Below are 25,893 nucleotides of genomic sequence, written 5' to 3' on the forward strand. Positions count from 1 at the left end.
TCCGGCCACCGCAGTTCGCCGCCTCCTGCGTTCGGAACCGGCCACAGGGGCCTGATCCGGCGCAGATCACGACAACGCCACCGATCGGCAGCCGTTGTCCGGCCAAGCCGTACGCACCTGCCGACCCGTTGAGCTCTGGGGGAACGGATGACGAGGCCGGAGACCTTGATCGAAGCCGGCATCGCCGCTACCGGCCGATACGCGGTGAAGAAATTGCCAGAGGTCACTCTGGCCTTCTGGACAATGAAGATCGCTGCGACGACGCTCGGCGAGACGGCGGGCGACCTGTTTGCCCAGACGCTGAAGCTGGGCTACTTCCTCACGACGACCGCCCTGTTCCTCATCTTCGTCGTCACGCTGATCATCCAGCTCGCTTCAAAGCGGTACAACCCGCTGTTCTACTGGACGGTGATCCTGTCCACGAGCATGGTCGGCACCACGACATCGGACTTCATGAACCGCGACGCAAGCACCAAATACCTTCCCGAAGGAGCAAAATCGCTCGGCTGGGGACCACAAGGTCTCGGCCTGGATTACCCGGTCGGCGCCGCGATTCTGATCTCGATCCTCATCGCCGTCTTCGTGGCCTGGAAATTCACGGGGCTGACCTTTGCGATTCGCGACATCGACACCTTCCGCGGCGAAACGCTGTTCTGGTCGGCGATCCTCGTCTCCAACACGCTCGGCACCTCGATGGGCGACTTCCTGTCGGACAGCTCAGGCCTCGGCTACGGCGGCGCCGCCCTGCTCATCACCGGGCTGCTCGCCGCGCTTCTCGCACTCAGATACGTGCCCGCGGTGCCGAACGTACTGCTGTTCTGGGTCGCCTTCGTCCTGACCCGCCCGTTCGGCGCCACGGCCGGCGATCTCCTCACTAAACCGACGGCGAAAGGCGGCCTCGCCCTCGGCACCGCCGGCTCATCCGCTGTGCTGCTCGCCGTCCTTTTCACCCTCATGGGCTGGGCCCACATCCGGAACAACCGGCGGCCGGTCACGGCGATCACCCAGATCTCCTGAGCCTCTGGACGGGGGTCGGTTCAGGCCGGGTTGCGGTCCGTCGCCGCGCCGGCGTATTCGGCCAGGCCATCGGCCATCCGCTGCATGAAGCGGGTCAGGTACCACCGCCAGAAGGGCCCGGAGAGGCGCAGCTTCGGCTCGAAGGCCGCCGACCAGGTGATGTCGGTGCCACCCCGCGGTGCCTCGGCGAGTTCGACGGTGCCTCGATAAGACCGGAACGGGCCGCTCACGTTCTCGTAGCCGAACCGCCGGTCGGCGACCAGTTCGACGATGCGTTCCCGGGAGACCGCCCGGCCGGTGCGGAAGACCCGGGTGTCGCCGACCTGCTGCGGGCCTTCGGGGTCGCCGCCGCCCTCGATCTGAACGGCGTCGATCGGCGACCACGACGGCCAGGTGGCCCCATGGACGAGCACCGTGAAGACGGCGCCGGGGTTCGCCGGCGAATGCGAGGTCACAGCGTAGGTGTACGGCACGCCTTGACGTTAGGACGGCGCGGCCGGCTCGGGACATGCGCGGGATTGCCCACCTGTCGATGAGATCTTGCGGTACGCCGACGGCCGTACGCCGACGTGCGCCAGGAAGGCCGAGGACAGGCTGCCGGGGCTGGAGAAGCCGCAGCGTTCGGCGATCTGCCCGATGGTGAGATCCGTGCCGGCGAGCAACCGCCGCGCCTGCTCGATCCGCAGCCGGGTGAGAAATCGATGCGGCGTCTCGCCGGTGGCTTCCCGGAACACGCGGATGAAGTGGTACACGCTCAGATGCACTTCGGCGGCGATGTCGGCGAGCGTCAGCGGGTGGGCCAGACGCTCTCGCATGACCGCGATGCCGTTGCGGACGGCCGTGTGCTCGGGACCCGGTACGCGGTGGTCTCTGCCTTGAGTCAGCAGATGTGTCGCGAGGAAGGCCGCGGCCGATTCCGCGTACAGGTCATTCGCGCCCCCGGCGGCCGGCAGCGCGCGTATGACGTGTTCGACGACCGCGTCGCCCGCGCTCAGGACGGCGGACAGCGCTTCGAAGTCCGGTCCCGGACCTCCCAGCTCGGCCGCGGCCCGATCGACGGTCGCCCGCGGAATGTGCACCTGGACGCTGTGCATCGCCGACGCCGCGCGGTAACTGCGAACGGTCGAGTGGCCGGGGACCACGAGTTCCAGGCGGCCGGACGCCCAGCGTCGCCGGCTCGCCTTCCCGCCGTCGCGTATCCGCATCATCGCGTCCCCGCTCGTGCAGAGCACGAGATGCAGATCGGACACCCCGGGCAGTGGAAGGTGCTCCGCCTCCCGCGCGTGGGTGAAGCGCTGGACGAGCAGCGACCGCCAGCCGGCGTCCTGCCAACTGCAATAGGTGCGCCGTACGAACCTTGCCATGTCGAACCCGGCGTACGGCGCCAGATCGAAGTCAGGCGAGTCGAACACCCCCGCGAGTCTACGGTCGGCGCTCGGCGAGCACACCGACCGCCGGGTGGGCGCTCACCGGCGGCTACGACCAGAAGGGGATCACTGCGGCCATCCAGGGCCTCCACGCCCACGCATGACCCAGCCGTACTGCCCGGGCAGGTGGGGTCAGGTCGCGTGACGGAAGGTACGTGATGGCGAAGGCCTCCGGCTGGGGAGCGGAACCGGCCGGACCGGTCAGGAATCAAGAAGCGCGCGTCACGGAGCCGCTCCTAGCCTGATCGTCATGACCTCGATCGAATCCGTCACCCTTGAGGTGACCGACCCCACCGCCGTCAACGGCTTCTACGGCGAAGCCTTCGGTTTGGACACTGAAATACGCCTGCGGGCCTCGGAAGCGGCGACGACCGGCTTCCGTGGGTTCACGCTGTCGCTCACGGTCTCCCAGCCGGCCGACGTCGACGGCCTCATCGGCGCCGCACTCGACGCCGGCGCCTCGGCGCTGAAGCCGGCCACGAAGTCGCTGTGGGGTTACGGCGGCGTCGTACAGGCCCCGGACGGAGCGATCTGGAAGGTCGCGACCTCGGCGAAGAAGGACACCGGCCCGGCCACTCGGCAGATCGACCAGATGGTGCTCCTGCTGGGAGTCGCGGACGTGGCCGCGAGCAAGCGGTTCTACCTCGACCGCGGCCTCACCGTGGCGAAGAGCTTCGGCCGCAAGTACGTCGAGTTCGCCACCGAGTCCAGTCCGGTCAAGCTGGCGCTCTACGGACGCCGAGCCCTTGCCAAGGACGCCGGTGTCTCTCCCGACGGCACCGGATCGCACCGGATCGTGATCGGCGGCGACGCCGGGCCGTTCACCGACCCGGACGGGTTCGCGTGGGAGGCGGCGTCGCTGTGAACCGGCGTCCGACGGAAATGCTCGCGGACATCGATGAAAGGAGTTCTCTCATGTGTCACCCGTCGTGGGGGCGCGCACTCACCGCGGCGCAGCACCTGAACGACCTCGCGCGGCTGCGCCGTGTCCGCGACCGGATCGACCGGGAGTACGCACAGCCACTGGACGTCGAGGCACTCGCCCGTGGCGTGAACATGTCGGCCGGGCACCTCAGCCGCGAGTTCAAGCGCGCTTACGGCGAGCCGCCGTACGCCTATCTCATGACACGGCGTATCGAACGCGCGATGGCACTGCTGCGCCGTGGCGACCTGAGCGTCACCGAGATCTGCTTCGCGGTCGGCTGCTCGTCGCTGGGCACCTTCAGCACCCGCTTCACCGAACTCGTCGGAATGCCACCCAGCGTCTACCGACGCCAGGCCGCGGGCTCGATCGTAGGGATCCCGTCATGCGTGGCCAAACAGGTGACCAGACCGATCAGGCACCGCGAAGCGCGGGCCCCTGAACTGCAGCTAGCGTGAAAGCCATGGACCTCACCATTCACACGACCTTCCTCCCGCACGACGACCCGGACGCCTCGCTGGCCTTCTACCGCGACATTCTCGGCTTCGAGGTCCGCAGCGACGTCGGGAGCGGCAAGATGCGCTGGATCACGGTCGGCCCCGCAGACCAGCCCGGCACTTCCATCCTCCTGGCGCCACCGGCCGCCGACCCCGGCGTCACCGACGACGAGCGCCGCACCATCGCCGAGATGATGGCCAAGGGCACCTACGGCTGGATCCTGCTGGCCACCCACGACCTCGACGGCACCTTCGAGCGGGTGCAGGCGGGCGACGCCGAGGTCGTCCAGGAGCCGATCAAGCAGCCGTACGGGGTACGCGACTGCGCCTTCCGGGATCCCGCGGGCAACCTGGTCCGCATCCAGGAACTGCGCTGAGACGTCGTACTGGAGCGTGTCACACCTGTCGGGACCAGGCGGTGCCGGCGGCCGCGGCCAGGACGAGCCGTTCGTGGGGCGGTTTCGGCCCGACCGGGCGCCAGACGACATCAGGGTCGCCGGCCAGGCTGGTCCGTGTCCGTAGCGCGACGAGGTCGTCGTTGCCGAGGAGGGCGTGGCGGAACAGGGTGTGGCTGCCGTGGTCCTCGGTGCGGGTCTCGGGTGTCCAACCGCGTTCGCGTAGCCGGGCGAGAACGTCGGCCGCGTAGCCGCGGGCGCGCCCGGCGGGGAACCACAGCAGCCGCTGACCCGACAGGTCGGACCAGGTCAGTTCCGTTCGACCGGCGAGTGGGTGGCGCCGGTGCAGCAGGACGCCGAGCGGCTCGTCGCTGATCGTGCTCAGCGTCAGTCCCGTCTCGTCCACGGGCGTACGGAGGATGCCGAACGCGAGCGTGCCGGCCCGCAGTAGGTCGCCTTGACGCTCGGAGTCGACCGGCTCGTAGGCGAGCCGTAGTCGGCGGCCACGCGTCATGATCTCCTCCGCCCGCGCGAGAACCGGCTGGGCCACGCCTCGACACACCCCGACGCGCGCCGTCTCCGGTACGGCGCGCGCGGCTGCGACCGAGGACCGCAGCTCGTCGAAGGCACGGTGTACGCCGTCGAGTAGCAGGCGACCGGCCTCGGTCGGCTCCATTCCTTGACGCGTACGCCGGAACAGCGGCGTGCCGATGCGCCGTTCCAGCAGCCGGATCTGCTGGCTGAGGCTGGGTTGGGCGATGCGCAGGCGCCGCGCGGCCTCGGTGACGGTACCGGCATCCGCGACGACGGCGAAGTAGCGAAGGTGCCGCAGCTCCACGCCCGGAAACTCCTCCATGCACCACCGTTCCCGTCACCTGCTGTTATAGGCGTCATCCTATGGCGACGTCGCTGGATCGGTCTTGGCGCTACGGGCATGGCGTGCGCTTGCCTGGGGTCATGTACGTGATCGTGCTGAACTACCGCGCTCCATTGGAGAAGATCGACGCGCTCAAGGAGGCGCACTACGCCAACCCCGACGGCGTGTTCGCCACGGGTATGGCCCGGCTCGCCGGCCCGCTGCGCCCCCGTACGGGCGGCGTGATCATCGCCGACGGCGACCGGTCTGCGATCGAGGCCGCCGTCGCCTGCGATCCGTTCGTCACCAGTGGCGCCGCCACCGCCGAGATCCTGCGGTTCGACCCCACCTGGACGGCCCCGCGCCTCCCCACGGGCCGAGCACCCGAGGCATGATCGGATGCGTGGAGCGCGACGAAGGGGTCGCGGCGTCGACCTGGCCTACGGACGCAGGCTCCCGCGGTTGCTCCGGGACGCGGGCCTGCGTGACGTGCGGGCCGACGCCTTCTTCCCGTTGACCTCGCCGGCCTGCGGCCTGCACAACCACCTTGCGGAGTACGCCCGGCCACGGAGAGTCCCCCTCAGGCCGTTCCATCCAGGACTGCCCCGGGCGCCTAAAGGCGACCGATCATCGGCAAAGAAGGAGTGGACAATGACGAAGTCCAGCGAAGCGAAGAACACCGGTCGTACGGAGAACACCAGCGGCACGCCGCGGAACACGACCGTCGACCGGAAGCTGGAGGAGCTGGAGCGGACGGGGCGCACCTCCGCCTCGGACGGCGGCGTCTTCCTCATCGACCTGTCGTCGAAGTCCTGACCTCTGACAAGGTCCGGATGACGAAGTGATGTGTCCTGGCGTGGAGTCGGCGGCTGACCTGAGCCGCCGCTCCCGCCAGGACACCTTCTCGTCGATGGCCCCTGCTGAGGCCTGTCCGTGACAGACCCAGGTAAGTCAGCGCTCGTTTCCGACTGCGCGACTGGCGGCACGATTTCTTGCGACGTTCCGTATCTTTTTTGTGCTGCCCATTTCGGCGAGCACGGCGAGTACCGACGGAGATGTCGACTGAGTGGCGATACGGCGTTGCATCCAATCGGTGACGCTCACCATCTCACCAGCAGCCGGAGTACGGCCGGTCATGACGGTCAGGTAGATCGTCCAATCATGGATGCGACCGTGCAGGAACCTGCGGTGCCCGTCCGCCTTCAGCTGATCTATTTCGGGCATGAGTTCGACCGCCCACTGCCGGAAAACGGTCGGGCCATCGGCATTCATCGCTATCCTGTCCACGAAGTCGACGAGTGCCGTTTTGGACACCAATTCCTCGGGGTCACGCAGGATCACCGAAACGACTGCGCGGTCATTGTCACGGCGCTGTGCGCCGGCGATCACCGCAACCACCTTGCGGTATGCGGACGAGCGCACGTGCTCGTCCTCGACGGCCTCGTCGATATCCACGTCAACGATGCCGGCATCGGCGAGCAATGCGATCAGATCAGCGCGCAGTGTCATCGTCCTCAACCTTGCCCACATGGCCTCCGGGCGCGCCTATAGATATCTGCGAGCCTGTCCCGAACCATTGTCGACCTCGAGACGGCCCGGCACTCCCACCACGACGCACCTCCAGACTGCCAGACCGGGAACTGCGCCGGCGGCGCTACGCTGCTGTGCCGTGCAGGAGACGCGCCTCGACACTGCTCGGATCCGGGCGGCCCGCCAGGTCATCGATCCGATTTTCCGCGACACTCCGCTGTACCGCTGCGAGGCACTGGAGCCCGCCCTCGGGTGCACGGTGAGCATCAAGCTGGAAACGGCGAACCCGGTCCGCAGCTTCAAAGGCCGCGGCACCGAGCTGGTCGCGAGCCTGCTCGCCGACAATGGCCCGCGAGCGGTGGTGTGCGCCAGCGCGGGCAACCTTGGCCAAGCCCTCGCGTGGTCCGGTCGCGGCCGGGGGCTCGACGTCACCGTCGTGGCATCCCGCTTTGCGACGGTGGCCAAGCTTGATCGCATCCGGGCCCTGGGCGCCAGGTTGGAGCTGGTGGACGGTGACCACGAGCTGGCTCGCGAACGGGCGGCGGCCATCGCGCGGCACGACGGCATCCGGCTGCTCGAAGACAGCCTGGACATCGAGACCTGCGAGGGTGCGGCGACCATCGGCCTGGAACTGGTGGACACCCCGCCGTCGTTCGACACCGTCCTGATCGCGCTCGGCGGCGGGGCGCTGGCCACCGGCGTGGGTCATGTGGTGAAGGCCTTGGCGCCCGAAGTCGAGGTGATCTGCATCCAGCCGCTGGGCGCCCCGGCGATGACGCACTCGTGGCGCAGGCGGCGCGTCGTCACCACCGACTCGACCAACACCATCGCTGACGGAGTCGCCGGCCGGCGACCCATCCCGGCCGTCCTGGACGACCTCCTCCTGGTCGCTGACGACGCCGTCCTGGTCCAGGAGGCGTCGATCATCGCCGGTATGCGGATGCTCCTGGACCACGCCGGCCTCGTCGTCGAACCGTCGGCCGCGCTCGGTATCGCGGCGATCCTCGAAGACCCCGACCGCTTCGCCGGCCGACACGTGGTCACCATCGTGTGCGGCAGCAACGTCGACGTAGACGCCTACCGCCGCTGGGTCGGCGCGGCTCCCGCCCACCGGTCTTGACGGTCGTCTCGCGCGCGGAGTTCACCGCCGACGAGGGCCTCTTCACCGACCTCGGCACCGTACCGCTGAAATACCACCGTACGGTGGTCGGTTGCACCGGGACGTGCAACGTGATCCAGAACCGCCCGGCGGCATCCATCCTCTGCTGGCGGAACGGTTCAGCCCCTACGAGTTCGACCCGTCGGCCGCCGTCGACGACCACTCGCTCGGCTTGCTGTTGGAGGCCGCGCGGTGGGCGCCGTCCGCCGGCAACTCCCAGCCCTGGGGATTCTTCGCCGGCCGACCAGGTGAGCGGGAGCACGAGCGGATAGTGCGCCACCTCGCGCCCAGCTCAGCCCGGTGGGCGACGGACGCGGGCCTGCTCGTCGTCACGCTGGCACGCCGCTACGTGGACGACACGCAGCTCCTCTACTCCGAGTTCGCGGACTACGACCTCGGCCAGGCCGTCGCCCACCTGACCATCCAGGCCCAGGCGATGGGACTGGCCTCCCACCAGTTCCGAGCCTTCGACCTGGAAGGCCTCACCGAAGAACTGCGGCCCGACCCGGGGTGGACGATCGTCTCCATGATCGCGATCGGGAGGGCCGCCGGAGGGCCGCCGGCGAACCGCGAACGGCGTGGCGCCGCCGACCTGCGTTCCGCTCCCTGGTCGCTGTCGACGTAGCGCTGCGCCGGGGCGGGTTCGCCGGGTGAGCGGTGATGACGACTGAACCGGCCGGGGTGGGGGCCGAAGGTCGCCCGGACCCACCGGCGGGCCCCACGGGCGGTGAGCCGATGCCGCCGTACGGGTGGGCGGCACCGGCCCTGCGCCCGGATGCCTACTTCAGACCGTCGTCCAGCGCCTTGGTGAGGACGCCGGGGTCGCCGGACATCTCCCAGATCATGGCGCCGAGCAGGTTCTTGCTCCGCAGCCACGCGGCCTTCTTTCCGATCGACCACGCGTCGTCGAAGGTCCACCACTGCCCGTTGGCGCCGGTGTAACAGAACGTGGCGACCGCCTGCTCGTCATGCGTGACGGCGCAGTTGGGCACGCTGGAGATCAGATTGCCGTAGCCGCGCGTCCCGGCCTCCTCCGGGAACTGCCCGGGAGCCGCCCCTTGGGCGGCCTGCCACTCCCCGTGCTTGCCACCGTCGGTCACGTTCTGCCAGCCCCGCCCGTAGTAGGCCAGGCCGATGGTCAGCTTGCGCGGATTGACCCCGGCGTCCAGATACGCGTTCACCGCGTTCTCGACACTGAAGTGGAAGGGATACGGGTCGTCGGTGTCGGTGTACAGGTTGCCGGCGTGCCCGGTGCGGTTGGGCTCCCAGGAGTTGTCGCTGCCCGCACCGTGGAAGTCGTAGCCCTGGATGTTGAAGATGTCCAGGCTCTTGGCGACCTCGGGCAGGTCCCAGCCGGAGGCGATCTTCGCCGGGTCGGCCGGGGTGAACGCGGTGAGCTGGTAGCGCTTGCCGGTCTCCTTCGTCAGCGCGTCGAGCTGACGCCGGAACTCGGCGATCAGCAGGGTGTTGTTCGCCTTGTCGTTCGGGCTGACATGGTTGCCGGGGTGCCCCTCGGACCCTGGCCACTCCCAGTCCAGGTCGATGCCGTCGAAGATGCCGGCGGCCGCGCCCGGGCCGCCCGCCGCCTCGTAGTCCGGCAGGTTGCCCTTGATGTAGGTGTCGATACAGGAGCTGACGAACTTCTTGCGGGAGGCGTCGGTGGCGGCGACATCGGAGAAGTACTTGGAGTACGTCCAGCCGCCGATCGAGATCAGCACTTTCAGGTTCGGGTACTTGGCCTTGAGCTTCTTGAGCTGGTTGAAGTTGCCGCGCAGCTTCTCCCAGCCGGTGTCGGCCTGCCCGTCCACCGACTGCGCCGCGCTGAACGACCGGCCGTAGTCGGCGTCGGCGTCGCCCGCGCCGTCGCCCTGGCTCGGGTCCTCCGGGTCGGAGGTGGTGCCCTTGGTGACGCCCTGCAGGCAGGTGAGGTTCTTCGGGTCGATGTTGGCGAACGCGTAGTTCAGGTGGGTCAGCTTGGCGGCGTTACCGGTCGTGTCAAGGTTGCGAACGAAGTACTGGCGGCCGTAGATGCCCCACTGGACGAAATAGCCGATGCGCGCGTAGCCGCCCGCGACGATGTCGTCGGTGGTCACCTTGACCGGCGCGCTGACGTTCGAGACGTTGTCGTACAGGTCGCGGGCCTGGACGGTGAAGGAGTACGTCGTGGACGAGGACAGCCCCGCGACGGTCGCCGTCGTCCCGGTGACCGTCGTGGCGACCGTCCCGTCCACCAGGACGTCGTAATTCGCCACACCGGAGTTGTCGGTCGACGCGGTCCACGCGAGATCGACGCTGGAGGAGCCCTTGCCGGTGCTGTGCAGGCCGGCCGGGACGGAGGGGGCCTGGGTGTCGTCGGCCGGGTCGTTGGTCGTGACCTTCAGCGGTTCGCTGGCGGGCGAGAGCGTGCCCTTGCGGTCCCTGGCCTTCACCGTGAAGGTGTACTCGGTCTTGGGAGTCAGGCCCGTGACCGTGGCGCTGGTCTCCGACACGGTGGTCGCCAGGGTGGAGCCGTTGTACACCACGTACGCGGTGACGGGGAGGCTGCCGGGCGTGGCGGCGGTCCAGGCGAGCGAGACCGTCTTGGTCGTCTTCACCGGCGAGCGCAGGCCGCCGGGCGCGCCGGGCGGCACGTCGGCGGAGCCATCGCAGTTGGCGTCGTTGATGCGGCAGTTCGCGGGCTCCGCGCCGGACCGGCTGACGGTGAAGGTCGGGCTGTAGGGCTCGGTGGTCCGGCCCGCTCCGACGGTGGCGTTGTAGTAGGCGGCGGTGAGCGTGACCGTGTGTCCGCTCTGGCTGAGCGAGCCGTTGTCGGCCGCACTGGCGGTGACGCCGTCGGGCAGGTCGAACACGATCGACCAGTTGTTGATCGTGGCGGCGGTGTTGTTCGCGACGACGAACTTGGCCTGCGTGCCGTTGACGGAATAGGTGGCGGTGACCGCCGTCGGGGTGGGCGGCACATCACCCGTGCCGTCGCAGTTTGCGCCGTTCACCGTGCATTTGGTGGGCTGCGCGGCGGAGCTGAGCGTGAAGGTTGGGCTGTAGGGCTCGGTGTTCGCGCCCGCGCCGATGGTGTTGATGTAGAACGCGGGCGTGAGCGTCACCTTCGTCCCGCTCTGAGTGAGGGTGGCGTTCTGGGGGTTGCTCGCGGTCACGCCGGCGGGGAGTTCGAAGACCAGCGTCCAGCCGCTGACGGCGGACGTGCCGGGGTTGGCGACCACGTACTTGCCGGTGGTGCCGGAGAGGCTGAAGGTCGCCGACAGCCGCCCGGCCGCCCATGTTGGGGCCACGGCGAACGCGGTGACGACGATGATGGTGAGCAGGATGCCGAGCGATCGGCGCATACCGAACACCTACTTCCTAGGGGTCTTGCGGGAATTGCCTACGGCAGGGTGTTCAGGTGCGGGCGGACCGTGCCGGCGAAGCCGCCGCCGTCGGTGACGTCCCAGTTGATCGACCAGGTCATCGCGCCGCGAATGTCGGGATAGGTGCGCGGCGGCTTGAACGAGCCGCACCCGGTTCCCTTGGCCAGGCAGTCCAGGGCGTCGTCGACCACGGTCGGCGAGACGACTCCGCCGCCTGCGGCGCCCGGGCCGGCGGGCAGGCCCAGCGACACCTGGTCGGGCCGCAGGCCGTTCTCAAGCTGAATGCAGGCCAGTGCGGTCATGAAGTCGACCGTGCCCTGCCCGTAGACCTTCTGGTCGCAGCCGAGCATCGCGCCGGAGTTGTAGTACTGCATGTGCACCACGGTGAGGATGTCCTTGATCTTCAGCGCGAGCTGGAAGTAGGACCCACCCGTGGACTGCATGTCCACGGTCTGCGGCGCCAGGGTGATGATCAGATCGGCGCCCGCCTCGGCTCGCAGCCGGCGCAGCGCCTGCTCCATGTAGGTCGGCTGGAGCCCGTTCTCCAAGTCGAGATCGACCCCGTCGAACCCGTACCGGTTCATCAGGGCGTAGACGCTGTCGGCGAATGTCGTCGCGGCGGCCGCACTGTCCACCCGGATGGCGCCCTTCTCGCCCCCGATCGACAGGATGACCCGCTTGCCCTTCGCCTTGAGCGTCGCCACATCGGCGGTGAACTGCGCGTCGGTGTAACCGCCCAGCGCCGTCGACAGCCCCGGATCCACCCCGAAGGCGACCTCGCCCGCGCGGGAGGTCGCCTCACCGAACGCGACCGCGATGAGGTCGTAGTCCGCCGGCACCTCGGAGAGCCTCAGCGCGCGGGCCGAGTTCGCGAAGTCGTGCCAGTAGCCGGTCAGGAAGTGCCTGGGCAGCGGTCCGGTCGCGCAGCCGGTGGTCGTGCCGGTGACGGTCTCGCTGGCGGGCGACTCGCCGTCGGCGTCGTACGCCTTGACCGTGTAGCTGTGCGTCGAACACACCCCGAGGCCGGAGAGCGTGGCGCTGGTGCCGCTCACGGTCGTCCTCAGGCCGGAGCCTTCGTAGACGTGGTAGCCGGTCGGTGTCCCGCTGCCCGCGGTCCACGACAGCGTCAGCGACGAATCGGTCCGGCCGGTAACGGTCGGTGTGCCGGGGGCGCCGAGGCCGCCCGGGGCCTCACCCGTACAGGACGCGCCGTTGAACGTGCAGTTCAGCGGGCTCCCGGGGCCGGTCCCGAGGAACCCGAACGTGACCGATCCGCCGGGCGGGATCACCGCGTTGTAGTCGCGGTTGCGGAAGGTCTGATGCGGCGGGGACGTGGTCAGCAGGGCGTCCCAGTAGGACCCGATCGTCGTCCCCGCGGGAAGATCGAACTCGACCCGCCAACCGTTGATCGCGGTATCGGATCCGTTGGTGAGGGTGAACCGCCCCTCCCATCCCGAACCCCAGTCGGAGGGCTTGGTGAACGTCGCGGTTCCGGCGGCCGCCTCGGCGCCGGCGCGGGCGCCGAGGGGTACGAGCAACGCGATCAGGAGGGCGGCGAGGACGCTGAGAACTAAACGGGGGCGCATGGCTCACTCCATCGGCACCGTAGGAAGTCCGGCGGGCATCCCCCGAGACCCGGGTCAGTACCTGCTGGAAATAAACAGGAAAGTCTCCTATTAATTTGAACAGCACGTTAACCAGCGACCCGACCTCCGGCAAGCCCCAATCACCGTGGTGCGGACGACGTGCGCGGACCAGCCCAGGTTGCCCACCGGACCAGTGCGAGCCCCCGGCGAACTTTGGCACTAATCACCGAGATTCCGGCCTTACGGTGGCAACTCTGCCCGATCGGGCCACCTGGACGACGGCGAACCGTTCAGCCGCGAGGTGCGAGGTGGTCGTCAGGGACGGACGACGCCCGTACGTGGACATGGGAGGGCGCACCGGCCTTGGTGAGCGGCCGGTGCGCCTCCCGACGGTTCATCCCGTGATCTGCCGCCTGCCGCTTCGGTACTCGAGGCTGCCGGGCTCAGATCGCGCGTCGCCGCGTCAGCCTATGGACACGCCGTACGCGTCAAGTGCTGCGGTGACGGGTTGGAAGAAGGTCTCACCACCGGACGAACAGTCGCCGCTGCCGCCGGAAGTGAGGCCGACCGCGGTGCTGCCGTCGAACAGCGATCCGCCGCTGTCGCCGGGTTCGGCGCACACATCCGTGTCGATCAGACCGTATACGGTGCCCTCGGAGTAGTTGACGGTGGCGTCCAGGCCGTTGACCGTGCCGTCGTGCACCCCGCTCGTACTACCGCTGCGCTGCACCCATTCACCGACGTAGGCATCACCGGCCTGCGTGATCGGCTGTGTGCTCCCGTCGTACAGGTCGACGTCGCTGGAATGGTCCGCCCAGCCGGTGTACTGGACGATGGCGTAGTCGGTACCGGGGAAACGGCTGTCGATCGTGTCACCGAGCGGCTGACCCGAATCATCAGTCCAGCTCGACGCGTCGTTTCCGCAGTGCCCGGCGGTGAGGAAGTACGCGTTGCCGGAGCCGTCCTGCACATTGAACCCGACGGAGCAGCGGTAACCACCGCCGTAGATCGCGTCGCCGCCGCTGATCAGCGGGCGGAAGCGGCCTGCGACGTGTCGCACGGCGACCGCGTCGCCGAGTCCCGCGATCGCTTTGTTGATCTTGGCGAGTCCTGCTCCGGCGACCGACTGGTCGATCGAGACGACGATCCGGTCGGTTCGCGGGTCGACGAACCACGCGGTGCCCGGTACCCGCGCCGTCCGGTCGAGCGTGCTGGTGTCGTGCCGGAGCTGAGCACCGTCACGGATGACGGTGAGCGGGACGGCGCCGGCCGCGCGTACCGTACGAGCATCGGCTTCACTGGTGACGGTGACGACCAACCGGTGCGTCGCACGGTCGAGGTAAGCGCCCGCGCTGCGTGATCCGAGCGTGCGCCCCAGCTTCGCGGCGGTCGCGGCGGGATCGGGTGTCCGGGCAGCCTGCGCGGCCGGGACGGCGAGGGCGGTGGTGACCAGAGCGGTGCCCAGCGCGGCGGCTAAACCGGCGCAGCGAGGGATGGAGCGGAGATTCATGGTTCCTCCATGGCGGGTCACGGGCGCGGGCGGGATTACTGGCGCCCTGTGAACGGCCTGGCATCCGTGGCTCGCCCCCGTCGTCTCCCCCGTCCGCGACCGATCATGAAATGACCGATCACCGACACCGAGACGGAATGTCGGACCACCTCGAATCCTGACGACACCCCGAATGCGCAGCAATGAGATCCGGAGAACCCTAGGGCAATCCCTAATCGAAGCGCTTGGTGCTGCACCGGGATTCTGGATCGACCGCGGCGGCCACTGGCTGGCGACCTCGATCACGTACCACGGCGGCCGCCTGGGCGGGCAGGACGTGATGGCACGGCTGCCGTGGACCGAGTGGCTCTCCCTGCCGTTCCACGTGATGCCGATCTTCTTCCTGGCGGGAGGCTTCGCCAACGCGGCGTCCTGGACATCTCACCGTGCCCGCGGCGAGGGTTGGGCAGCGCCTGATCTGGGTGGTCACGCTCACGATCCTGTTCGTTCCGATCGCCTTGGCGCTGCGGCCCGGAGAAACGCCTGACCCCCGTGCGGCGACGCACGAGCACCGGGCGGCTCCGCCGGAAGTCCTGGCCCCTGCTCGCGGCCGGGGTCGCGGCGGCCGGCATCGCCCTGGCCAGGATCTCGGCACAGGGGTTCGGCCCGAGCGGTCGGCTTCCCCTTCCCGTTCTCGCCGTCTACACCGCAGGGGTGCTCCTGCTCATCACGGCAGGAGCAATGCGCACCCGGCCGGACCGGAGAACGCAGATCAGCCGGTGACCCCTTCTGACCGCGGCCGGCTTCACCCTCGAACCCGGCCACACCTGTAGTCGACCCATGCGCCGTGCGGGCCGGACGTCTCCCGGCCCGCACGGCCCGGTCCAGGACCATTGCCGCCCGGTCCGAAACGATCTACGATCACGCGGGCCCGGTTGCGACGAATGTCCCGTTTCGTCGCCCGTCGGACGCCTTTGTCGGGCATGCCACGCCCGAGGTGAGGAGAGGGGTCATGACCGAAAACCACCCCGACAAGACCGGACGTTCCGCCTCGGATCCGCCCCCTGAGGTCTTGCCGCGAAAACGCCGTACGGTGCCACTGCTCATCGTCGCGAGCGTAGTCGTCCTCGCGGTCGCGGCCCTGGTCGTGCGGGGACTCGTCCCCGCCGGCCATGAGATCCGCGCCGGCGAGGCCGGTTCCGCAGAACGGTCGCACCACGACAAGGACGGGGAAGAGGGAGAGGAAGCGGACGAGGAGGACGGCGGCCCCACGGGACCGGCCGAGTACCTCACGCGGAAGTTCACCTCGGGCCACAACGTCAAACCGGCCCAGATCAGGCACGCCATCGCACAGGCCAAGGCGCTGAAGAACGGCGGCGGCGCCTGGTCGCAGCTCGGTCCCACGAACGTCGGCGGCCGGGTCACCGACCTCGTCGTCGACCCGAACCACCCCGACACCGCGTACGTGGCGGTGTCGGGTGGCGGCATCTGGAAGAGTACGGACGCCGGGAAGACCTTCGCCCCCGCCTGGCCGGTGGACCAGACGCAGACGATGGGCGCCATCGCGCTCGGCTCCGACGGAGCGTTGTGGGCCGGCACCGGCGAGGCGAACCCGTCCGGCGGGGGGCTGACGTTCTTCGGCGACGGCGTCTACCGGTCGGCCGACGGCGGCGCGCACTGGCAGCGGTGGGGCCTCGCGGACAGCGGCGCGATCGGCAAGATCGTCGTCGACCCGTCGGACCCGCGGCGCGTCTTCGTGGCCGCCGCCGGGAACCTGTCCGGTACGGCCGGCGAGCGCGGCATCTACCGTCTGAACCCCGACGGCCGGACGTGGAAGCTCGTCCTGCCGACGCCGAACAACACGACCGGCGGCATCGACCTGGCGATCGACCCGGCCAACACCGAACGCGTGTACGCCGCGTTGTGGGATCACAAGCGCAACAACGGCGCGCGCGTGTACGGCGGCGTCGGTTCCGGCCTGTTCCGCTCCGACGACGGCGGCGACCATTGGAAGCGGCTGGAGAATGTCATCGGGACCCACCCGGCCGACACGACCGGCACCGGCCTGAAGAGCGACGCCAGCCTCGGCCGGATCGGCGTCGCGGTCGCGCCGAACGACCCGAACCGCGTGTACGTGGTCAGCGGCACCCCATACGGCCCGGACAAGGGCTTCTACGTTTCGAACGACGGCGGTGACAGCTTCGTCCCGGGCGGGCGCCCGGGTTCGTCCGGCGGCTACCAGTGGTGGTTCGGCCGCATGTGGGTGGATCCGAAGGACGCGAACCACTTGTTCAGCGCGGACGTCAGCCTTCGCGAGTCCAAGGACGGCGGCGCGACGTGGTCCGACTCGAACGGCGTGCACTCCGACCAGCACGCGATGCAGTGGGACCCGAAGGTCGCCGGCCGGATCTACCTCGGCAACGACGGCGGCATCTACCGCTCGGACGGCAACGGCGCGAGCGGTTCGTGGGTACACGCGACATACGCGCCATGGAACCAGTCGTACCACCTCGCCGTGGCGGCCGACGCTCCCGACCGGCTCGCCTCCGGGCTGCAGGACAACGGCAGCGTCCGCACATGGACGAACACCTCCGAGCCCACGGACCTGTCGCAGTGGAACGCCTACGGCGGCGGGGACGGCCACAACGTGCTGATCGACCCTGGCGACCACAGCATCTACTACGAGTGCTCCCAGGTCGGCGTCTGCACACGCCATCAGGACAGCGGCGGCACGTCGCGCGCCTTCCGATTCGGCACCCGGCACTCCGCCCGCATCACCACGGACGCCCCGATCGTGCTCGACCCGAGCAACCCGTCGGTACTGTACTTCGGCGGCAACGTCCTGGACCGCTCGACCGATCGGGGCGCGACGTTCACGCAGATCAGCCCGCCGGGTGACTACCTGACCGGTCCGGTGCCCCCGGACGAGAACGACCAAGGGCCGTTCTATTCCAATCAGTACGCCACGATCACCTCGATCGCCCCGGCCAAGACGGACGGCAACACGATCTACGTGGGCACCGACACCGGCCGCCTGTGGAAGACGACCGACCTCGGCGCGCACTGGACGGAGTTCACCGGTAAGGGTCTGCCGACCCGCTGGGTCAACTCGATCGTCGTCGACCCCGCCAACGCCGACCACGTGTTCGTCGCCTACTCCGGCTACCGGGAAGGCGACACCGCGGCCAACGTCTGGGAGACGACGGACGGCGGCGGCAACTGGCGGAACATCAGCGGCAAGCTGCCGAACGCGCCGGTCGAGATGCTCACGTACGACCCGGTGGGCAGCCTGCTGTACGCCTCGACCGACTTCGGCGTCTTCTACGACAAGAACGGCCGGAAGAACTGGAAGCGGCTCGGCAGTGGTCTGCCCGACACTCCGGTCTTCGACCTGAAGGTCACCGGCGACCATCGCACGATCTACGCGGCGACGTTCGGCCGCAGCGTGTGGAAGATCTCCGTACCGGCAAGCTGACCGTCTCGGGGCGGACCCGCCAGGGTCCGCCCCGATCTCATTGCCGCGGTACCCTGGCCGGTTCCCAGCGCGAGTCCGCGAGTTTCGTAATGCTCGGCGCATCTCCTGGCAGAGCAATGCCCCGGCATGGTGCTGATTTTGTCGGTGGTGCGAGGAATCATCGGTGGCATGTGCAAGGACGACCGGTCCGCAGTGCGGTGTCCGACCTGTCACACGTCCCTCGTGCTCGCCGCCATCGGCGGCGGCCCCTCCCCCGTTCTGGCGCTCCGGGATCCGCCGTCCCCGCCTCCGGTGCATGAGGTGCTGGCCCAGTACGCGGGCCGGGCCGTCGATCCGGCGACCGCCCGCAGCGGTGCCGCCCAGGTTCGCGCCAGCTTGACCGCGGCCCGCGCCGCGGCGGCCCAGCGCCGCGCCCGACAGGCCGAGGCCCGGCGAGCCGGTCCCGATGTCCGAGGTGTTCCGCACCGGGCAGCGTGACGATGCCGCCGTGAGACCGGCGTCACCACTGCCGGGATACGCCTGCGACGCCGGTCATCGCCAGCGGCCCGAGCGCCTCGAATCGCCTTGGGGCTCGTGCTGCACGATGTTGGCCTCTGCCAGAGGTCGGGCTGACCGCGGCCTGATCCGGGGCTTCGTATGCTGCCGACCGTGGAGTTCGAGCGTCGGCGTCTTCTCGGGGCGATCGCGGCAACAGCGGCCTCCGGAGCCGCCGCGGCATGCGGGAGCAGCCCGCCGCGCCCGACCACCACGGCCCGTTCCGCAGCCGTGACGCCCGGCGCGAGGGCCCCGTACTTCTCCGGCGAGATCGTCCACGGTCCGCGCGGGCGCCGGCAGATCGCCCTGACCTTCCACGGCGCCGGCGACCCGGCCGTCGCGCGGCGGGTGTTGGCCGCGACCGCGGCCGCCGGGGCACAGATCACCGTGCTGGCGGTCGGCACCTGGCTGGACGCCCAGCCGGAGATGGCGCGGCTGATCCTCGCCGGCGGCCATGAACTCGGCAATCACACCCAGAACCACCCCGACATCAACGCGATGAGCCCGCTCGCGGCCCGCGCCGAAATCGCCCAGTGCGCCGAACGGCTGCGGAACCTCACGGGCACCATCGGCAGCTGGTTCCGGCCCTCCCGCACGCCGCACGCCAACGCCATCGTCCGAGCCCAGGCGACCGAGGCCGGCTACCACGCCTGTCTGTCCTACGACGTCGATTCCCTGGACTTCTCCGATCCCGGCCCGGACGCCGTCGTCCGCAACGTGCTCCACGGAGCGCAGGGCGGGTCGATCGTCAGTATGCACCTCGGCCATCCCGGAACCGCGACGGCCATGCCCCCGCTCCTGGAAGGGTTGCGCCGGCGCGGGCTGCGCGCCGTGACGGTCTCCACGTTACTGAGCCCATAACCGGCGCGGAGCCGAAGTCGCAGCGCGTTGCCGCCGGTCGGCGAGCCGTCGGACCTCACCCCGATTCGTCGAGGCACACGGCGTCGTGGAAGGCCATCTCGGCTTCAGCGCGAACTCCGACAGCACGGCCGCCCGACGGCCAGTCGCCGGTGACTCCGCCGAGCGCGGGGTGGCAGCGCGGAACGCCGCGGGCCCAGGGCATCCACGAACGGGCGTGCCGAAAACGCGTTCACTTCGAGGAGCGGAGTCGCTCGGTCAGGACCGCGGCTCGCGGTCCGGAGTCTGCCGCGGCCGACGGGTTCGCGCCGGCAGGTCATCGATCTCCTCGCGGCTCGGCTTCCCGACCTGCTTCGGCTGGTCGTCCGACTTCGGCTGCCTGTTGTCCATATCGGTCTCCCTCTTGTTCGTGATCGTTGTCCACGCTCTGGTTGTGGACCGGGACCCGTTCCACGGCGGAATCGGGCCAGTGAAGACAGTCCGGCGCCGGTAGAAATAGCATCGCTGTTCCCCCGTTCACTACCTGGTAGGGCTGCATGTCACCCAGCGCCGGAACCGTTACCTTGCCGAAGGAGCACGCGTGAGTGAAGTTCGGGTCGCCGTTCTGGACGACTATCAGCGGGTGGCCGCCTCCATGGCGGACTGGGAGGAGTTGCCCGGCGTCTCGACGCGGTTCTTCGCGGAACACATCGCCGACCCCGACGCCCTGGTGGCCGCGCTGGAACCGTTCGAGGTCATCGTGGCGATGCGCGAGCGCACGCCGTTCCCGCGCGACGTGCTCGCGCGGCTGCCGCGGCTGCGACTGCTGGTCACGACGGGTATGCGCAATGCCTCGATCGACCTGGACACGGCCCGGGAACTCGGTGTCGTCGTCTCCGGCACCCGCGGCAGCGCCGGAGGCACGGCCGAGCTCACCTGGGCCCTGATCCTCGGTCTCGTACGGACCGTCGCGGCCGACGATGCCCGGATCCGGGCGGGGCGCTGGCAGGAGGCCGTCGGCCTCGACCTGGACGGCCGTACGCTCGGCGTCGTGGGGCTCGGCCGGCTGGGCGCGCGGGTGGCCCGGGTCGGCCTGGCCTTCGGCATGAACGTCGTCGCGTGGAGCCCGAACCTGACGGCGGAGCGGGCCGCCGAGCACGAGGTGACTCTGGCGGACAGGCGCGAGCTGTTCGGCTCGGCGGACATCGTGTCGCTGCACATGGCGCTGAGCGACCGTACCCAAGGCCTCGTCGGGGAAGCCGATCTGCGGGCGATGAAGCCCAGCGCGTTCTTCGTCAACACCGCACGCGCCGGGCTGGTGGACCAGGACGCCCTCCGGAGAGCGCTGGAAGAAGGCTGGATCGCCGGAGCAGGGCTCGACGTGTTCGACGTCGAACCGCTGCCGCAAGACCACTGGCTGCGCTCCTCACCGCGCACCCTCCTGTCACCGCATATGGGGTACGTCACCGAACAGAGCTACCGGGTCTTCTATTCGCACGCGGTGGAGGACATCGCCGCCTTCCTGAACGGCGCGCCGATCCGCACGCTCCCCACTCGGGGCGTGGCGTCTTTGCCCTGATAGTGACGTTCAGCTTGCGCTTGACTGCGTTAAGTTGGCACTATCTAGGCCCCATACGTCCGTTATCGGGGACGAAAGGGGCTCTCGTGGAGACAACGCCGGAGGCTATCGGAGGCACAGTTCTCCCCCCGGGTGTGGAACCGCTCGAATCCGATGACCCGGCTGTGATCGGTGGCCACCGGCTGGCGGGCAGACTGGCGTCAGGTGGGACGAGCATCGTCTACCTGGCGCGTGATGACCACGGAAGCCTCGTGGCCGTCAAGACCGCACGCGGCCCGAAAGCCGGGCAGGCTCAGGTACGGCACCGTCTCCGGACAGAGGCGGCCTGCGCTCGACGACTGCCTTCCTCTTGCACGGCTCGGCTGCTGGTCGATGGCACCGACCAGACCCGCCCTTACCTCATCCGGGAGTACGTCGAGGGGCCTTCGCTGAAGCAGTTCGTCGAAGACGTGGGACCACTGGAGCCGGCGCAGGTAGCGGCGCTGGCGAAAGCGGTCGCCAAGGCACTCGCCGCCGTCCATCGGGCGGGGGTGATCCACGGCGACCTCGGACCGGCCCATGTCCTGCTGGCAGCCGACGGCCCACGGTTGATCGACTTCAGTATCGCCCAGGAGATCCCCGGCTCCGGCAAGCCCGCCCAGACCGGGGCGGCGGACAACCCGGAACATGCAGCCTCGGAACGCGCCACCGGCGGCCCCGCCGCCCCTGCTTCTGACATCCTCGGCTGGGGCTGCCTGGTCGGCTATGCCGCGACCGGTCGCAGCCCGTTCGCCGACGCCGACGAAGCGGGGCGACCGCCCGTCCCGCAGCCGACCCTGCCCAGCGCATGGGGCGACCCTCTCCGCGGCCTGGTCGATGCCGCGCTCGCCGAGGACCCGGCCGACCGCCCCACCGCCGACGATCTCGTCCTCCGGCTGAACACGGCCGACCGCCCCGCCATAGCCCCGCCGCCAGAACCCGCCACCACGATCCTCGCCGCGCCCGGGCCGGCGACCGGCACCGCCACGCCCCCCGACCAGGCCCCCGGTCCTGAGGCCGGCACCGACCTCCCCACCGCCGCCAGGCGACCGCGCTGGGCCACGGCACTATTCATGGCCTCGGTACCCATCGCTGCGGCACTCGCCGCCGTCATCGTCTTCACCGGCGAGGACGCGAACCACCACATGCCGCTCGGACCCGGCCGTACCACCGCACCACGAGGACAGGAAACGACCGACTCTCATCCCCACGCCTCGCAGGGAGCAGGATCATCGCGGCCGGATGGGCACCAACCCGTAACCGTGGTCGGCGCACACGATACGGCCGACTCACCGACGTCAGACCGCTCGGGCGAACATGGGGGACGCGTCAGACGGAACAAGGCGGATAAAGCGAGTAGGCCGAGTGGCCCGGGCGGTTCCTCCGCTCCGGGATCATCACACGTGCCGTCCGTGTCCTCCCCGGCGGCTCCCTCATCACCGGCCGCGACGCCGACGCCATCTCCCACTGCCTCCCCTACAACGACAGAAACCCGTTAAGTCCCGGTCCCGGCTCGGCCGGCAGGTGGCCGTCAAGGAACTGCGGTTGCCCGACGACCTGGACAGCGAGCAGCGGGCCACTCCTCCGTTCGAGGGCGCGACCGCCGGCGCCGTCCTGGTCGCCGTCGCCACCGACGATCCGGCCCCGATGACCGCCGCGGGGGCGCTCGCGCCCGTCATCAGCGCTCTCCTCCACAAAGACCCGGCACAGCGTCCGACCGCCGACGCCCTCCAGGCGATGCTGACCCGCATCGCACCCGCCGCACCGAACCTCTCCCCGCCCGCGCCCGCCGCGGTGACGGCGATCGAGCCGCCGCTATCACCTGCGGACCACGCACCACCGATGCCCGGCCCGGTTCCTCCGCATCCGCGTCCCGCACCGATCCCGGCTGAATGGGTGGCGGCCCTGCGGCGTATCTCGACCGAGTTCCTTTCCCTGGCCGGCCGTGAGGACAGGCTCGACGTTGAGACCCAGTTGCGGAACCTGTCACTCGACTACTTCGAATTGGCGCAGGCCGACGACACTAAAAGCATCCTCGCCGACCGTTCTGCGGTGGGCATGGAAAGCGAATTACTTCACAGAAGGTCTATTTCCTGAAAGGATCGCCCAAGCGTACAGGGACGTTCTTCTGTGAAGAGGGTGAAGTGGACGGCGGTGAGCTCCTCGGAGGAAGGTATCGGCTCCGCCGACGTTTGGGCCGGGGCGGTATGGGCGAAGTGTGGGCGGCGCACGATGAGGCGTTGGACTGCCCGGTCGCGCTCAAGGCCGTCCTCCCCGGCGAGCACGCTGTTCCCGGGTTGGTCGAACTACTGCGGCGGGAGGCTCGTACCGCTGCTGCGCTGCGGCGGCATCCGGGCATCACAGTGGTCCACGACATCGGGGATCACGACGGCCGACCCTATGTCGTCATGGAGTTGTTGGATGGTCGCGATTTCAATGTGCTGCTCGCCGAGCATCCCGGCGGGCTGCCGGTCGGTTCCGCGGTCTCGCTCATGGCCGCGGTCGCCGAGGCGCTGGCCTACGCGCACGACAACGGTGTGGTGCATCGCGATATCAAGCCGACCAACCTCATGCGTCTGGCCGATGGCGCGGTAAAGATCTGCGACTTCGGCCTCGCCCGCTACGCCGGGGCGACCAGTGGCCTGACCATGACCGGCGGGGTGCTGGGAACTCCGGCGTTCATGGCCCCCGAGCAATGGCGGGCAGGTCACACCGACGCCCGCACTGACCTGTACGCATTCGGTGCGACCCTGTACGCCCTGCTGACGGGAGCCCCGCCGTTCCCCGGCCCGTCCGTCGAACTGTTGCGCGACCAGCACCTCGACAGCCCGCCTCCGCACTTGCGGGACAAGCGTCCGGGGATCTCGCCCGCGCTCGATGACCTGCTGCAGCGCTTGCTGGCCAAGAACCCCGCTGACCGGCCGGCCGATGCCACCGAGGTCGCCGCGACCCTCCGTAATGTCCTCGCCGACCTTGAATCCGTCCTGGTTCCGGAGCCGACCTCCGCCGCGCCGCCCGCGCGCACCCTGGTGACGCTCCCGGCGGCGGCGACCGCCCCCACCACGACCCCGGACGAAGAGGCCGCGCGGCAAGAGCCGCCGCCCTCCGGTCTGAGCCGACGCACCTTGATCCTCGGCGGTGTCGGTTTCGCCGTCGCCGCCACTGGCGCTTCAGCGACCGCGTTCCTCCTTCCCGACCACCACCACTCGGCCACCCGTACCTCGAGCGAGACCAACCAGGACAGCACCAGTCCGCATGAATATTTCACCCTCCCCGGCTACACCGGAGACGTGCACTCGGTGGCCTTCAGCCCGGATGGCAAGACCCTCGCCGGTGGCTGCGGCGACCATGCTGTTCGGTTGTGGGATGCAGCCGCCCACACCAGCATCGCCACCTTCACCGGCCACACAGAGGCCGTGCACTCGGTCGCGTTCAGCCCCGACGGCAAGACCCTCGCCAGCGGCAGCGAAGACAGCACCATCCGGCTATGGGACGTCGCCACCCACACCGCCTTCGCCACCCTCACGGCCAACACCGACGTGCACTCAGTCGCGTTCAGCCCTGACGGCAAGACCCTCGCGGGCAGCTACGAGTTCGGCCAAGTCATGCTGTGGGACGTCGCCACCAAAGCCGAGATGACCTGGCTCACCGGCAGGGGCATCGCCGGGTGGTCAGTGGTGTTCAGCACTGATGGAAAGACCATCGCCAGCGGTTGTGTGGACAACATCATTCTGCTGTACAAAGCCGCCACTCACACCAAGATCGCCGCTCTCAAGGTCGGTGGTGGTCCCCTGAGCGGCGAGAACTCGGTGGCGTTCAGCCCTGACGGCAAACGCCTCATCAGCGGTGGCATGGACAACACCGTTCGCCTGTGGGACGTCGCCACGCACGCCAATATCGCGAGTCTGGCCGGCCATACCAGCAACGTGCAGTCCGTGGCATTCAGCCCTAACGGCAAAATGTTCGCCAGCGGCAGCGGCGACCGCACCATTCGACTGTGGGACGTCGCCACCCAATACAACATCGCCACCCTCGCCGGCCACACCGGCGCCGTGCACTCGGTCGCCTTCAGCCCCGACGGCAAGACCCTCGCCAGCGGCAGCGGGACCGCCCGAGTGTGGAATCTGTCGTGACCCTGAAGCAGGTCCTCTTCGTGATCAACGATCTGCGGTCACGTGTCACCAACGTCCTGGCCAAGTACATCTAGGCCAGCATCTGCTACCCCGGCTGCGCTTAGGGCCGCACCAGAGGGATCGCGCTGCGACGACGGCGCTCGTTCGAATTCGAAGCAGTAGAATTCAGTCATGCCTGATTCACCGCCGTCGCTCGATCCCGTGCAGCTGGGCGCCTACTTCGACCTGATCGAGGTGACCAGCCTCCTCCGGCACGCGGTCGAGCAACAGCTGCGCGAGGCCGGTGATCTCAGTTATGTGCAGTTCCAGCTGCTGGCCCGTCTCGGGGACTCGCCGACGGGCAGCCACCGCATGACCGACCTGGCCGACGGCGTCGTCTACAGCCGCAGCGGTCTGACCTACCAGGCAGGTCTGCTCGAGAAGGCGGGGCTGGTCGTGCGCGCCCCCTCTCCGGATGACGAGCGGAGCGTCACGGTCACCATCACCGATGCCGGACGCGCGCTGCTCGGGAAGGTGCTGCCCGGTCACATCGAGGTGGTCAGCGGCCTGCTCTTCGAGCCGCTGTCGCACGACGACGTCAAGGCCCTCGCCGGCCTGCTGGCGCCGGTGCGCGACCACATGCGCTCGACGCCGCCTCGCTCGGCGGCGCCTCGCCGTCGCAAAGGCGGAGTGTGACGAACCGGTACGCGGGAGGGCCGAGGCGGGCACCTGCGGGCGTGGGTGGGCACCTGCCACCTCTGGGATGACGTCGTTCCAGGGTCAGCTCGCTGCCGCTGCGCCCTCCGGCCGTGCTCGCGCAGGCCGCGGCGGACTTGACCAGTACGCCGTGGCGGCCGGCGTTGGCGATCGCCGACAGCAGCGGGGGCATCGTGGCCAGGACCACCGCGCACGGCGAAGCGACGATCATGAAGGTCATCTCCCGCAGCAGCGATCACCGAATCGGCCGGATCGCGTTCGACCTTGATGCGCAGGGCACCGGTGCCGTTCAGAGTTCTGGGTGCGCCGGTGTGGACCTGGGGCGCACCGCCCAGTAACGGCAGACGGCCCCGGACCGTCGGGTCCGGGGCCGTCGTCGGC

The 25,893-nt window shown here is 69.2% G+C and carries 27 protein-coding genes; 19 read left to right on the forward strand and 8 right to left on the reverse strand.

Annotated elements, in window-relative coordinates; all coding sequences use genetic code 11:
• Positions 1-147: 147 nt before the first annotated feature.
• Entirely contained in the window at positions 148-1,017 is an 870-nt protein-coding gene (locus AB0L00_RS23425; protein ID WP_364437819.1) for a hypothetical protein, read from the forward strand.
• A 20-nt stretch (positions 1,018-1,037) separates the two neighbouring features.
• On the opposite strand, the gene AB0L00_RS23430 is transcribed toward AB0L00_RS23425, so the two are convergent.
• The gene (locus tag AB0L00_RS23430) at positions 1,038-1,490 is read right to left on the reverse strand and encodes an SRPBCC family protein (protein WP_364437821.1); all 453 of its coding nucleotides are present in this window, start codon (positions 1,488-1,490) and stop codon (positions 1,038-1,040) included.
• 9 nt (positions 1,491-1,499) lie between these two features.
• Positions 1,500-2,429, reverse strand: coding sequence for an AraC family transcriptional regulator (locus AB0L00_RS23435; protein WP_364437824.1), 930 nt, complete (start codon positions 2,427-2,429; stop codon positions 1,500-1,502).
• A 265-nt stretch (positions 2,430-2,694) separates the two neighbouring features.
• On the opposite strand from AB0L00_RS23435, the gene AB0L00_RS23440 reads away from it, so the two are divergent.
• From AB0L00_RS23440 to AB0L00_RS23450, 3 genes are read left to right on the forward strand one after another with little or no spacing between them, the layout of a single operon-like run.
• A complete protein-coding gene (locus AB0L00_RS23440) occupies positions 2,695-3,309 on the forward strand; it encodes a glyoxalase (protein WP_364437827.1) in 615 nt (204 codons plus the stop codon).
• Between the two features lie 50 nt (positions 3,310-3,359).
• Entirely contained in the window at positions 3,360-3,824 is a 465-nt protein-coding gene (locus AB0L00_RS23445; RefSeq protein WP_364437829.1) for a helix-turn-helix transcriptional regulator, read from the forward strand.
• Between the two features lie 5 nt (positions 3,825-3,829).
• Positions 3,830-4,240 (forward strand): VOC family protein, encoded by a 411-nt coding sequence (locus AB0L00_RS23450; RefSeq protein ID WP_364437831.1) that lies wholly within the window; start codon positions 3,830-3,832, stop codon positions 4,238-4,240.
• Between the two features lie 19 nt (positions 4,241-4,259).
• Here AB0L00_RS23450 and AB0L00_RS23455 read toward each other — a convergent pair whose 3' ends face one another.
• A complete protein-coding gene (locus tag AB0L00_RS23455) occupies positions 4,260-5,114 on the reverse strand; it encodes a LysR family transcriptional regulator (RefSeq protein ID WP_364437834.1) in 855 nt (284 codons plus the stop codon).
• A gap of 101 nt (positions 5,115-5,215) precedes the next feature.
• On the opposite strand from AB0L00_RS23455, the gene AB0L00_RS23460 reads away from it, so the two are divergent.
• Both AB0L00_RS23460 and AB0L00_RS23465 read left to right on the forward strand, forming a co-directional pair.
• Positions 5,216-5,509, forward strand: a complete 294-nt coding sequence (locus AB0L00_RS23460) for a YciI family protein (RefSeq protein ID WP_364437837.1) — start codon at positions 5,216-5,218, stop codon at positions 5,507-5,509.
• Between the two features lie 256 nt (positions 5,510-5,765).
• Positions 5,766-5,930, forward strand: coding sequence for a hypothetical protein (locus AB0L00_RS23465; RefSeq protein WP_364437839.1), 165 nt, complete (start codon positions 5,766-5,768; stop codon positions 5,928-5,930).
• 135 nt (positions 5,931-6,065) lie between these two features.
• On the opposite strand, the gene AB0L00_RS23470 is transcribed toward AB0L00_RS23465, so the two are convergent.
• Positions 6,066-6,623: a hypothetical protein gene (locus AB0L00_RS23470; protein ID WP_364437841.1), complete on the reverse strand. Its 558-nt coding sequence runs from the start codon at positions 6,621-6,623 to the stop codon at positions 6,066-6,068.
• 160 nt (positions 6,624-6,783) lie between these two features.
• On the opposite strand from AB0L00_RS23470, the gene AB0L00_RS23475 reads away from it, so the two are divergent.
• Together AB0L00_RS23475 and AB0L00_RS23480 are read left to right on the forward strand one after the other, a co-directional pair.
• Positions 6,784-7,764, forward strand: a complete 981-nt coding sequence (locus AB0L00_RS23475; RefSeq protein WP_364437912.1) for a pyridoxal-phosphate dependent enzyme — start codon at positions 6,784-6,786, stop codon at positions 7,762-7,764.
• 91 nt (positions 7,765-7,855) lie between these two features.
• Positions 7,856-8,428 (forward strand): nitroreductase family protein, encoded by a 573-nt coding sequence (locus tag AB0L00_RS23480; protein WP_364437844.1) that lies wholly within the window; start codon positions 7,856-7,858, stop codon positions 8,426-8,428.
• A 154-nt stretch (positions 8,429-8,582) separates the two neighbouring features.
• Here AB0L00_RS23480 and AB0L00_RS23485 read toward each other — a convergent pair whose 3' ends face one another.
• The 3 genes from AB0L00_RS23485 to AB0L00_RS23495 form a co-directional block, all read right to left on the reverse strand.
• Complete coding sequence (locus AB0L00_RS23485; protein WP_364437846.1) at positions 8,583-11,144, reverse strand: glycosyl hydrolase family 18 protein; 2,562 nt, start codon at positions 11,142-11,144, stop codon at positions 8,583-8,585.
• A 38-nt stretch (positions 11,145-11,182) separates the two neighbouring features.
• Complete coding sequence (locus tag AB0L00_RS23490) at positions 11,183-12,751, reverse strand: glycosyl hydrolase family 18 protein (RefSeq protein WP_364437848.1); 1,569 nt, start codon at positions 12,749-12,751, stop codon at positions 11,183-11,185.
• Positions 12,752-13,214: 463 nt separating this feature from the next.
• Positions 13,215-14,261, reverse strand: coding sequence for a S1 family peptidase (locus tag AB0L00_RS23495; protein ID WP_364437851.1), 1,047 nt, complete (start codon positions 14,259-14,261; stop codon positions 13,215-13,217).
• Between the two features lie 172 nt (positions 14,262-14,433).
• Between AB0L00_RS23495 and AB0L00_RS23500 the strand changes: the two genes are divergently transcribed.
• The 5 genes from AB0L00_RS23500 to AB0L00_RS23520 all read left to right on the forward strand — a co-directional run bounded on the left by AB0L00_RS23500 (position 14,434) and on the right by AB0L00_RS23520 (position 19,110).
• A complete protein-coding gene (locus AB0L00_RS23500) occupies positions 14,434-14,787 on the forward strand; it encodes a hypothetical protein (RefSeq protein ID WP_364437854.1) in 354 nt (117 codons plus the stop codon).
• A gap of 5 nt (positions 14,788-14,792) precedes the next feature.
• On the forward strand, positions 14,793-15,023 hold the full coding sequence (locus AB0L00_RS23505; RefSeq protein ID WP_364437857.1) for a hypothetical protein: 231 nt from the start codon (positions 14,793-14,795) through the stop codon (positions 15,021-15,023).
• A 229-nt stretch (positions 15,024-15,252) separates the two neighbouring features.
• Complete coding sequence (locus AB0L00_RS23510; RefSeq protein ID WP_364437860.1) at positions 15,253-17,715, forward strand: hypothetical protein; 2,463 nt, start codon at positions 15,253-15,255, stop codon at positions 17,713-17,715.
• Positions 17,716-17,883: 168 nt separating this feature from the next.
• Positions 17,884-18,192, forward strand: coding sequence for a hypothetical protein (locus AB0L00_RS23515; protein ID WP_364437862.1), 309 nt, complete (start codon positions 17,884-17,886; stop codon positions 18,190-18,192).
• A gap of 171 nt (positions 18,193-18,363) precedes the next feature.
• The gene (locus tag AB0L00_RS23520) at positions 18,364-19,110 is read left to right on the forward strand and encodes a polysaccharide deacetylase family protein (RefSeq protein ID WP_364437864.1); all 747 of its coding nucleotides are present in this window, start codon (positions 18,364-18,366) and stop codon (positions 19,108-19,110) included.
• A 255-nt stretch (positions 19,111-19,365) separates the two neighbouring features.
• Here AB0L00_RS23520 and AB0L00_RS23525 read toward each other — a convergent pair whose 3' ends face one another.
• Positions 19,366-19,497: a hypothetical protein gene (locus AB0L00_RS23525; protein ID WP_364437866.1), complete on the reverse strand. Its 132-nt coding sequence runs from the start codon at positions 19,495-19,497 to the stop codon at positions 19,366-19,368.
• 190 nt (positions 19,498-19,687) lie between these two features.
• On the opposite strand from AB0L00_RS23525, the gene AB0L00_RS23530 reads away from it, so the two are divergent.
• From AB0L00_RS23530 to AB0L00_RS23555, 6 genes are all read left to right on the forward strand, one after another.
• Positions 19,688-20,665 carry a D-2-hydroxyacid dehydrogenase family protein gene (locus AB0L00_RS23530; protein WP_364437869.1) on the forward strand — a complete coding sequence of 326 codons (978 nt, stop codon included), beginning with the start codon at positions 19,688-19,690 and terminating at the stop codon, positions 20,663-20,665.
• A gap of 164 nt (positions 20,666-20,829) precedes the next feature.
• Positions 20,830-22,182: a serine/threonine-protein kinase gene (locus tag AB0L00_RS23535; protein ID WP_364437915.1), complete on the forward strand. Its 1,353-nt coding sequence runs from the start codon at positions 20,830-20,832 to the stop codon at positions 22,180-22,182.
• A 46-nt stretch (positions 22,183-22,228) separates the two neighbouring features.
• The gene (locus AB0L00_RS23540) at positions 22,229-22,780 is read left to right on the forward strand and encodes a hypothetical protein (RefSeq protein WP_364437872.1); all 552 of its coding nucleotides are present in this window, start codon (positions 22,229-22,231) and stop codon (positions 22,778-22,780) included.
• 47 nt (positions 22,781-22,827) lie between these two features.
• A complete protein-coding gene (locus AB0L00_RS23545; protein ID WP_364437875.1) occupies positions 22,828-24,816 on the forward strand; it encodes a serine/threonine-protein kinase in 1,989 nt (662 codons plus the stop codon).
• Between the two features lie 171 nt (positions 24,817-24,987).
• Positions 24,988-25,491, forward strand: a complete 504-nt coding sequence (locus AB0L00_RS23550) for a MarR family transcriptional regulator (protein WP_364437878.1) — start codon at positions 24,988-24,990, stop codon at positions 25,489-25,491.
• Between the two features lie 113 nt (positions 25,492-25,604).
• Entirely contained in the window at positions 25,605-25,850 is a 246-nt protein-coding gene (locus AB0L00_RS23555; RefSeq protein WP_364437920.1) for a hypothetical protein, read from the forward strand.
• Positions 25,851-25,893: the final 43 nt, after the last annotated feature.

Source organism: Actinoallomurus sp. NPDC052308, from assembly GCF_040679195.1.
Taxonomy (GTDB): domain Bacteria; phylum Actinomycetota; class Actinomycetes; order Streptosporangiales; family Streptosporangiaceae; genus Actinoallomurus; species Actinoallomurus liliacearum.

Excerpts from the sequence above, each read along its gene's own strand:
- AB0L00_RS23465 (WP_364437839.1), top strand. The coding sequence starts at position 5,766 with ATGACGAAGTCCAGCGAAGCGAAGAACACCGGTCGTACGGAGAACACC.
- AB0L00_RS23550 (WP_364437878.1), top strand. The coding sequence starts at position 24,988 with ATGCCTGATTCACCGCCGTCGCTCGATCCCGTGCAGCTGGGCGCCTAC.
- AB0L00_RS23470 (WP_364437841.1), bottom strand. The coding sequence starts at position 6,623 with ATGACACTGCGCGCTGATCTGATCGCATTGCTCGCCGATGCCGGCATC.
- AB0L00_RS23440 (WP_364437827.1), top strand. The coding sequence starts at position 2,695 with ATGACCTCGATCGAATCCGTCACCCTTGAGGTGACCGACCCCACCGCC.
- AB0L00_RS23510 (WP_364437860.1), top strand. The coding sequence starts at position 15,253 with ATGACCGAAAACCACCCCGACAAGACCGGACGTTCCGCCTCGGATCCG.
- AB0L00_RS23450 (WP_364437831.1), top strand. The coding sequence starts at position 3,830 with ATGGACCTCACCATTCACACGACCTTCCTCCCGCACGACGACCCGGAC.
- AB0L00_RS23490 (WP_364437848.1), bottom strand. The coding sequence starts at position 12,751 with ATGCGCCCCCGTTTAGTTCTCAGCGTCCTCGCCGCCCTCCTGATCGCG.
- AB0L00_RS23460 (WP_364437837.1), top strand. The coding sequence starts at position 5,216 with ATGTACGTGATCGTGCTGAACTACCGCGCTCCATTGGAGAAGATCGAC.
- AB0L00_RS23515 (WP_364437862.1), top strand. The coding sequence starts at position 17,884 with ATGTGCAAGGACGACCGGTCCGCAGTGCGGTGTCCGACCTGTCACACG.
- AB0L00_RS23485 (WP_364437846.1), bottom strand. The coding sequence starts at position 11,144 with ATGCGCCGATCGCTCGGCATCCTGCTCACCATCATCGTCGTCACCGCG.
- AB0L00_RS23445 (WP_364437829.1), top strand. The coding sequence starts at position 3,360 with ATGTGTCACCCGTCGTGGGGGCGCGCACTCACCGCGGCGCAGCACCTG.
- AB0L00_RS23425 (WP_364437819.1), top strand. The coding sequence starts at position 148 with ATGACGAGGCCGGAGACCTTGATCGAAGCCGGCATCGCCGCTACCGGC.
- AB0L00_RS23500 (WP_364437854.1), top strand. The coding sequence starts at position 14,434 with ATGCGCAGCAATGAGATCCGGAGAACCCTAGGGCAATCCCTAATCGAA.
- AB0L00_RS23455 (WP_364437834.1), bottom strand. The coding sequence starts at position 5,114 with ATGGAGGAGTTTCCGGGCGTGGAGCTGCGGCACCTTCGCTACTTCGCC.
- AB0L00_RS23495 (WP_364437851.1), bottom strand. The coding sequence starts at position 14,261 with ATGAATCTCCGCTCCATCCCTCGCTGCGCCGGTTTAGCCGCCGCGCTG.
- AB0L00_RS23525 (WP_364437866.1), bottom strand. The coding sequence starts at position 19,497 with ATGGACAACAGGCAGCCGAAGTCGGACGACCAGCCGAAGCAGGTCGGG.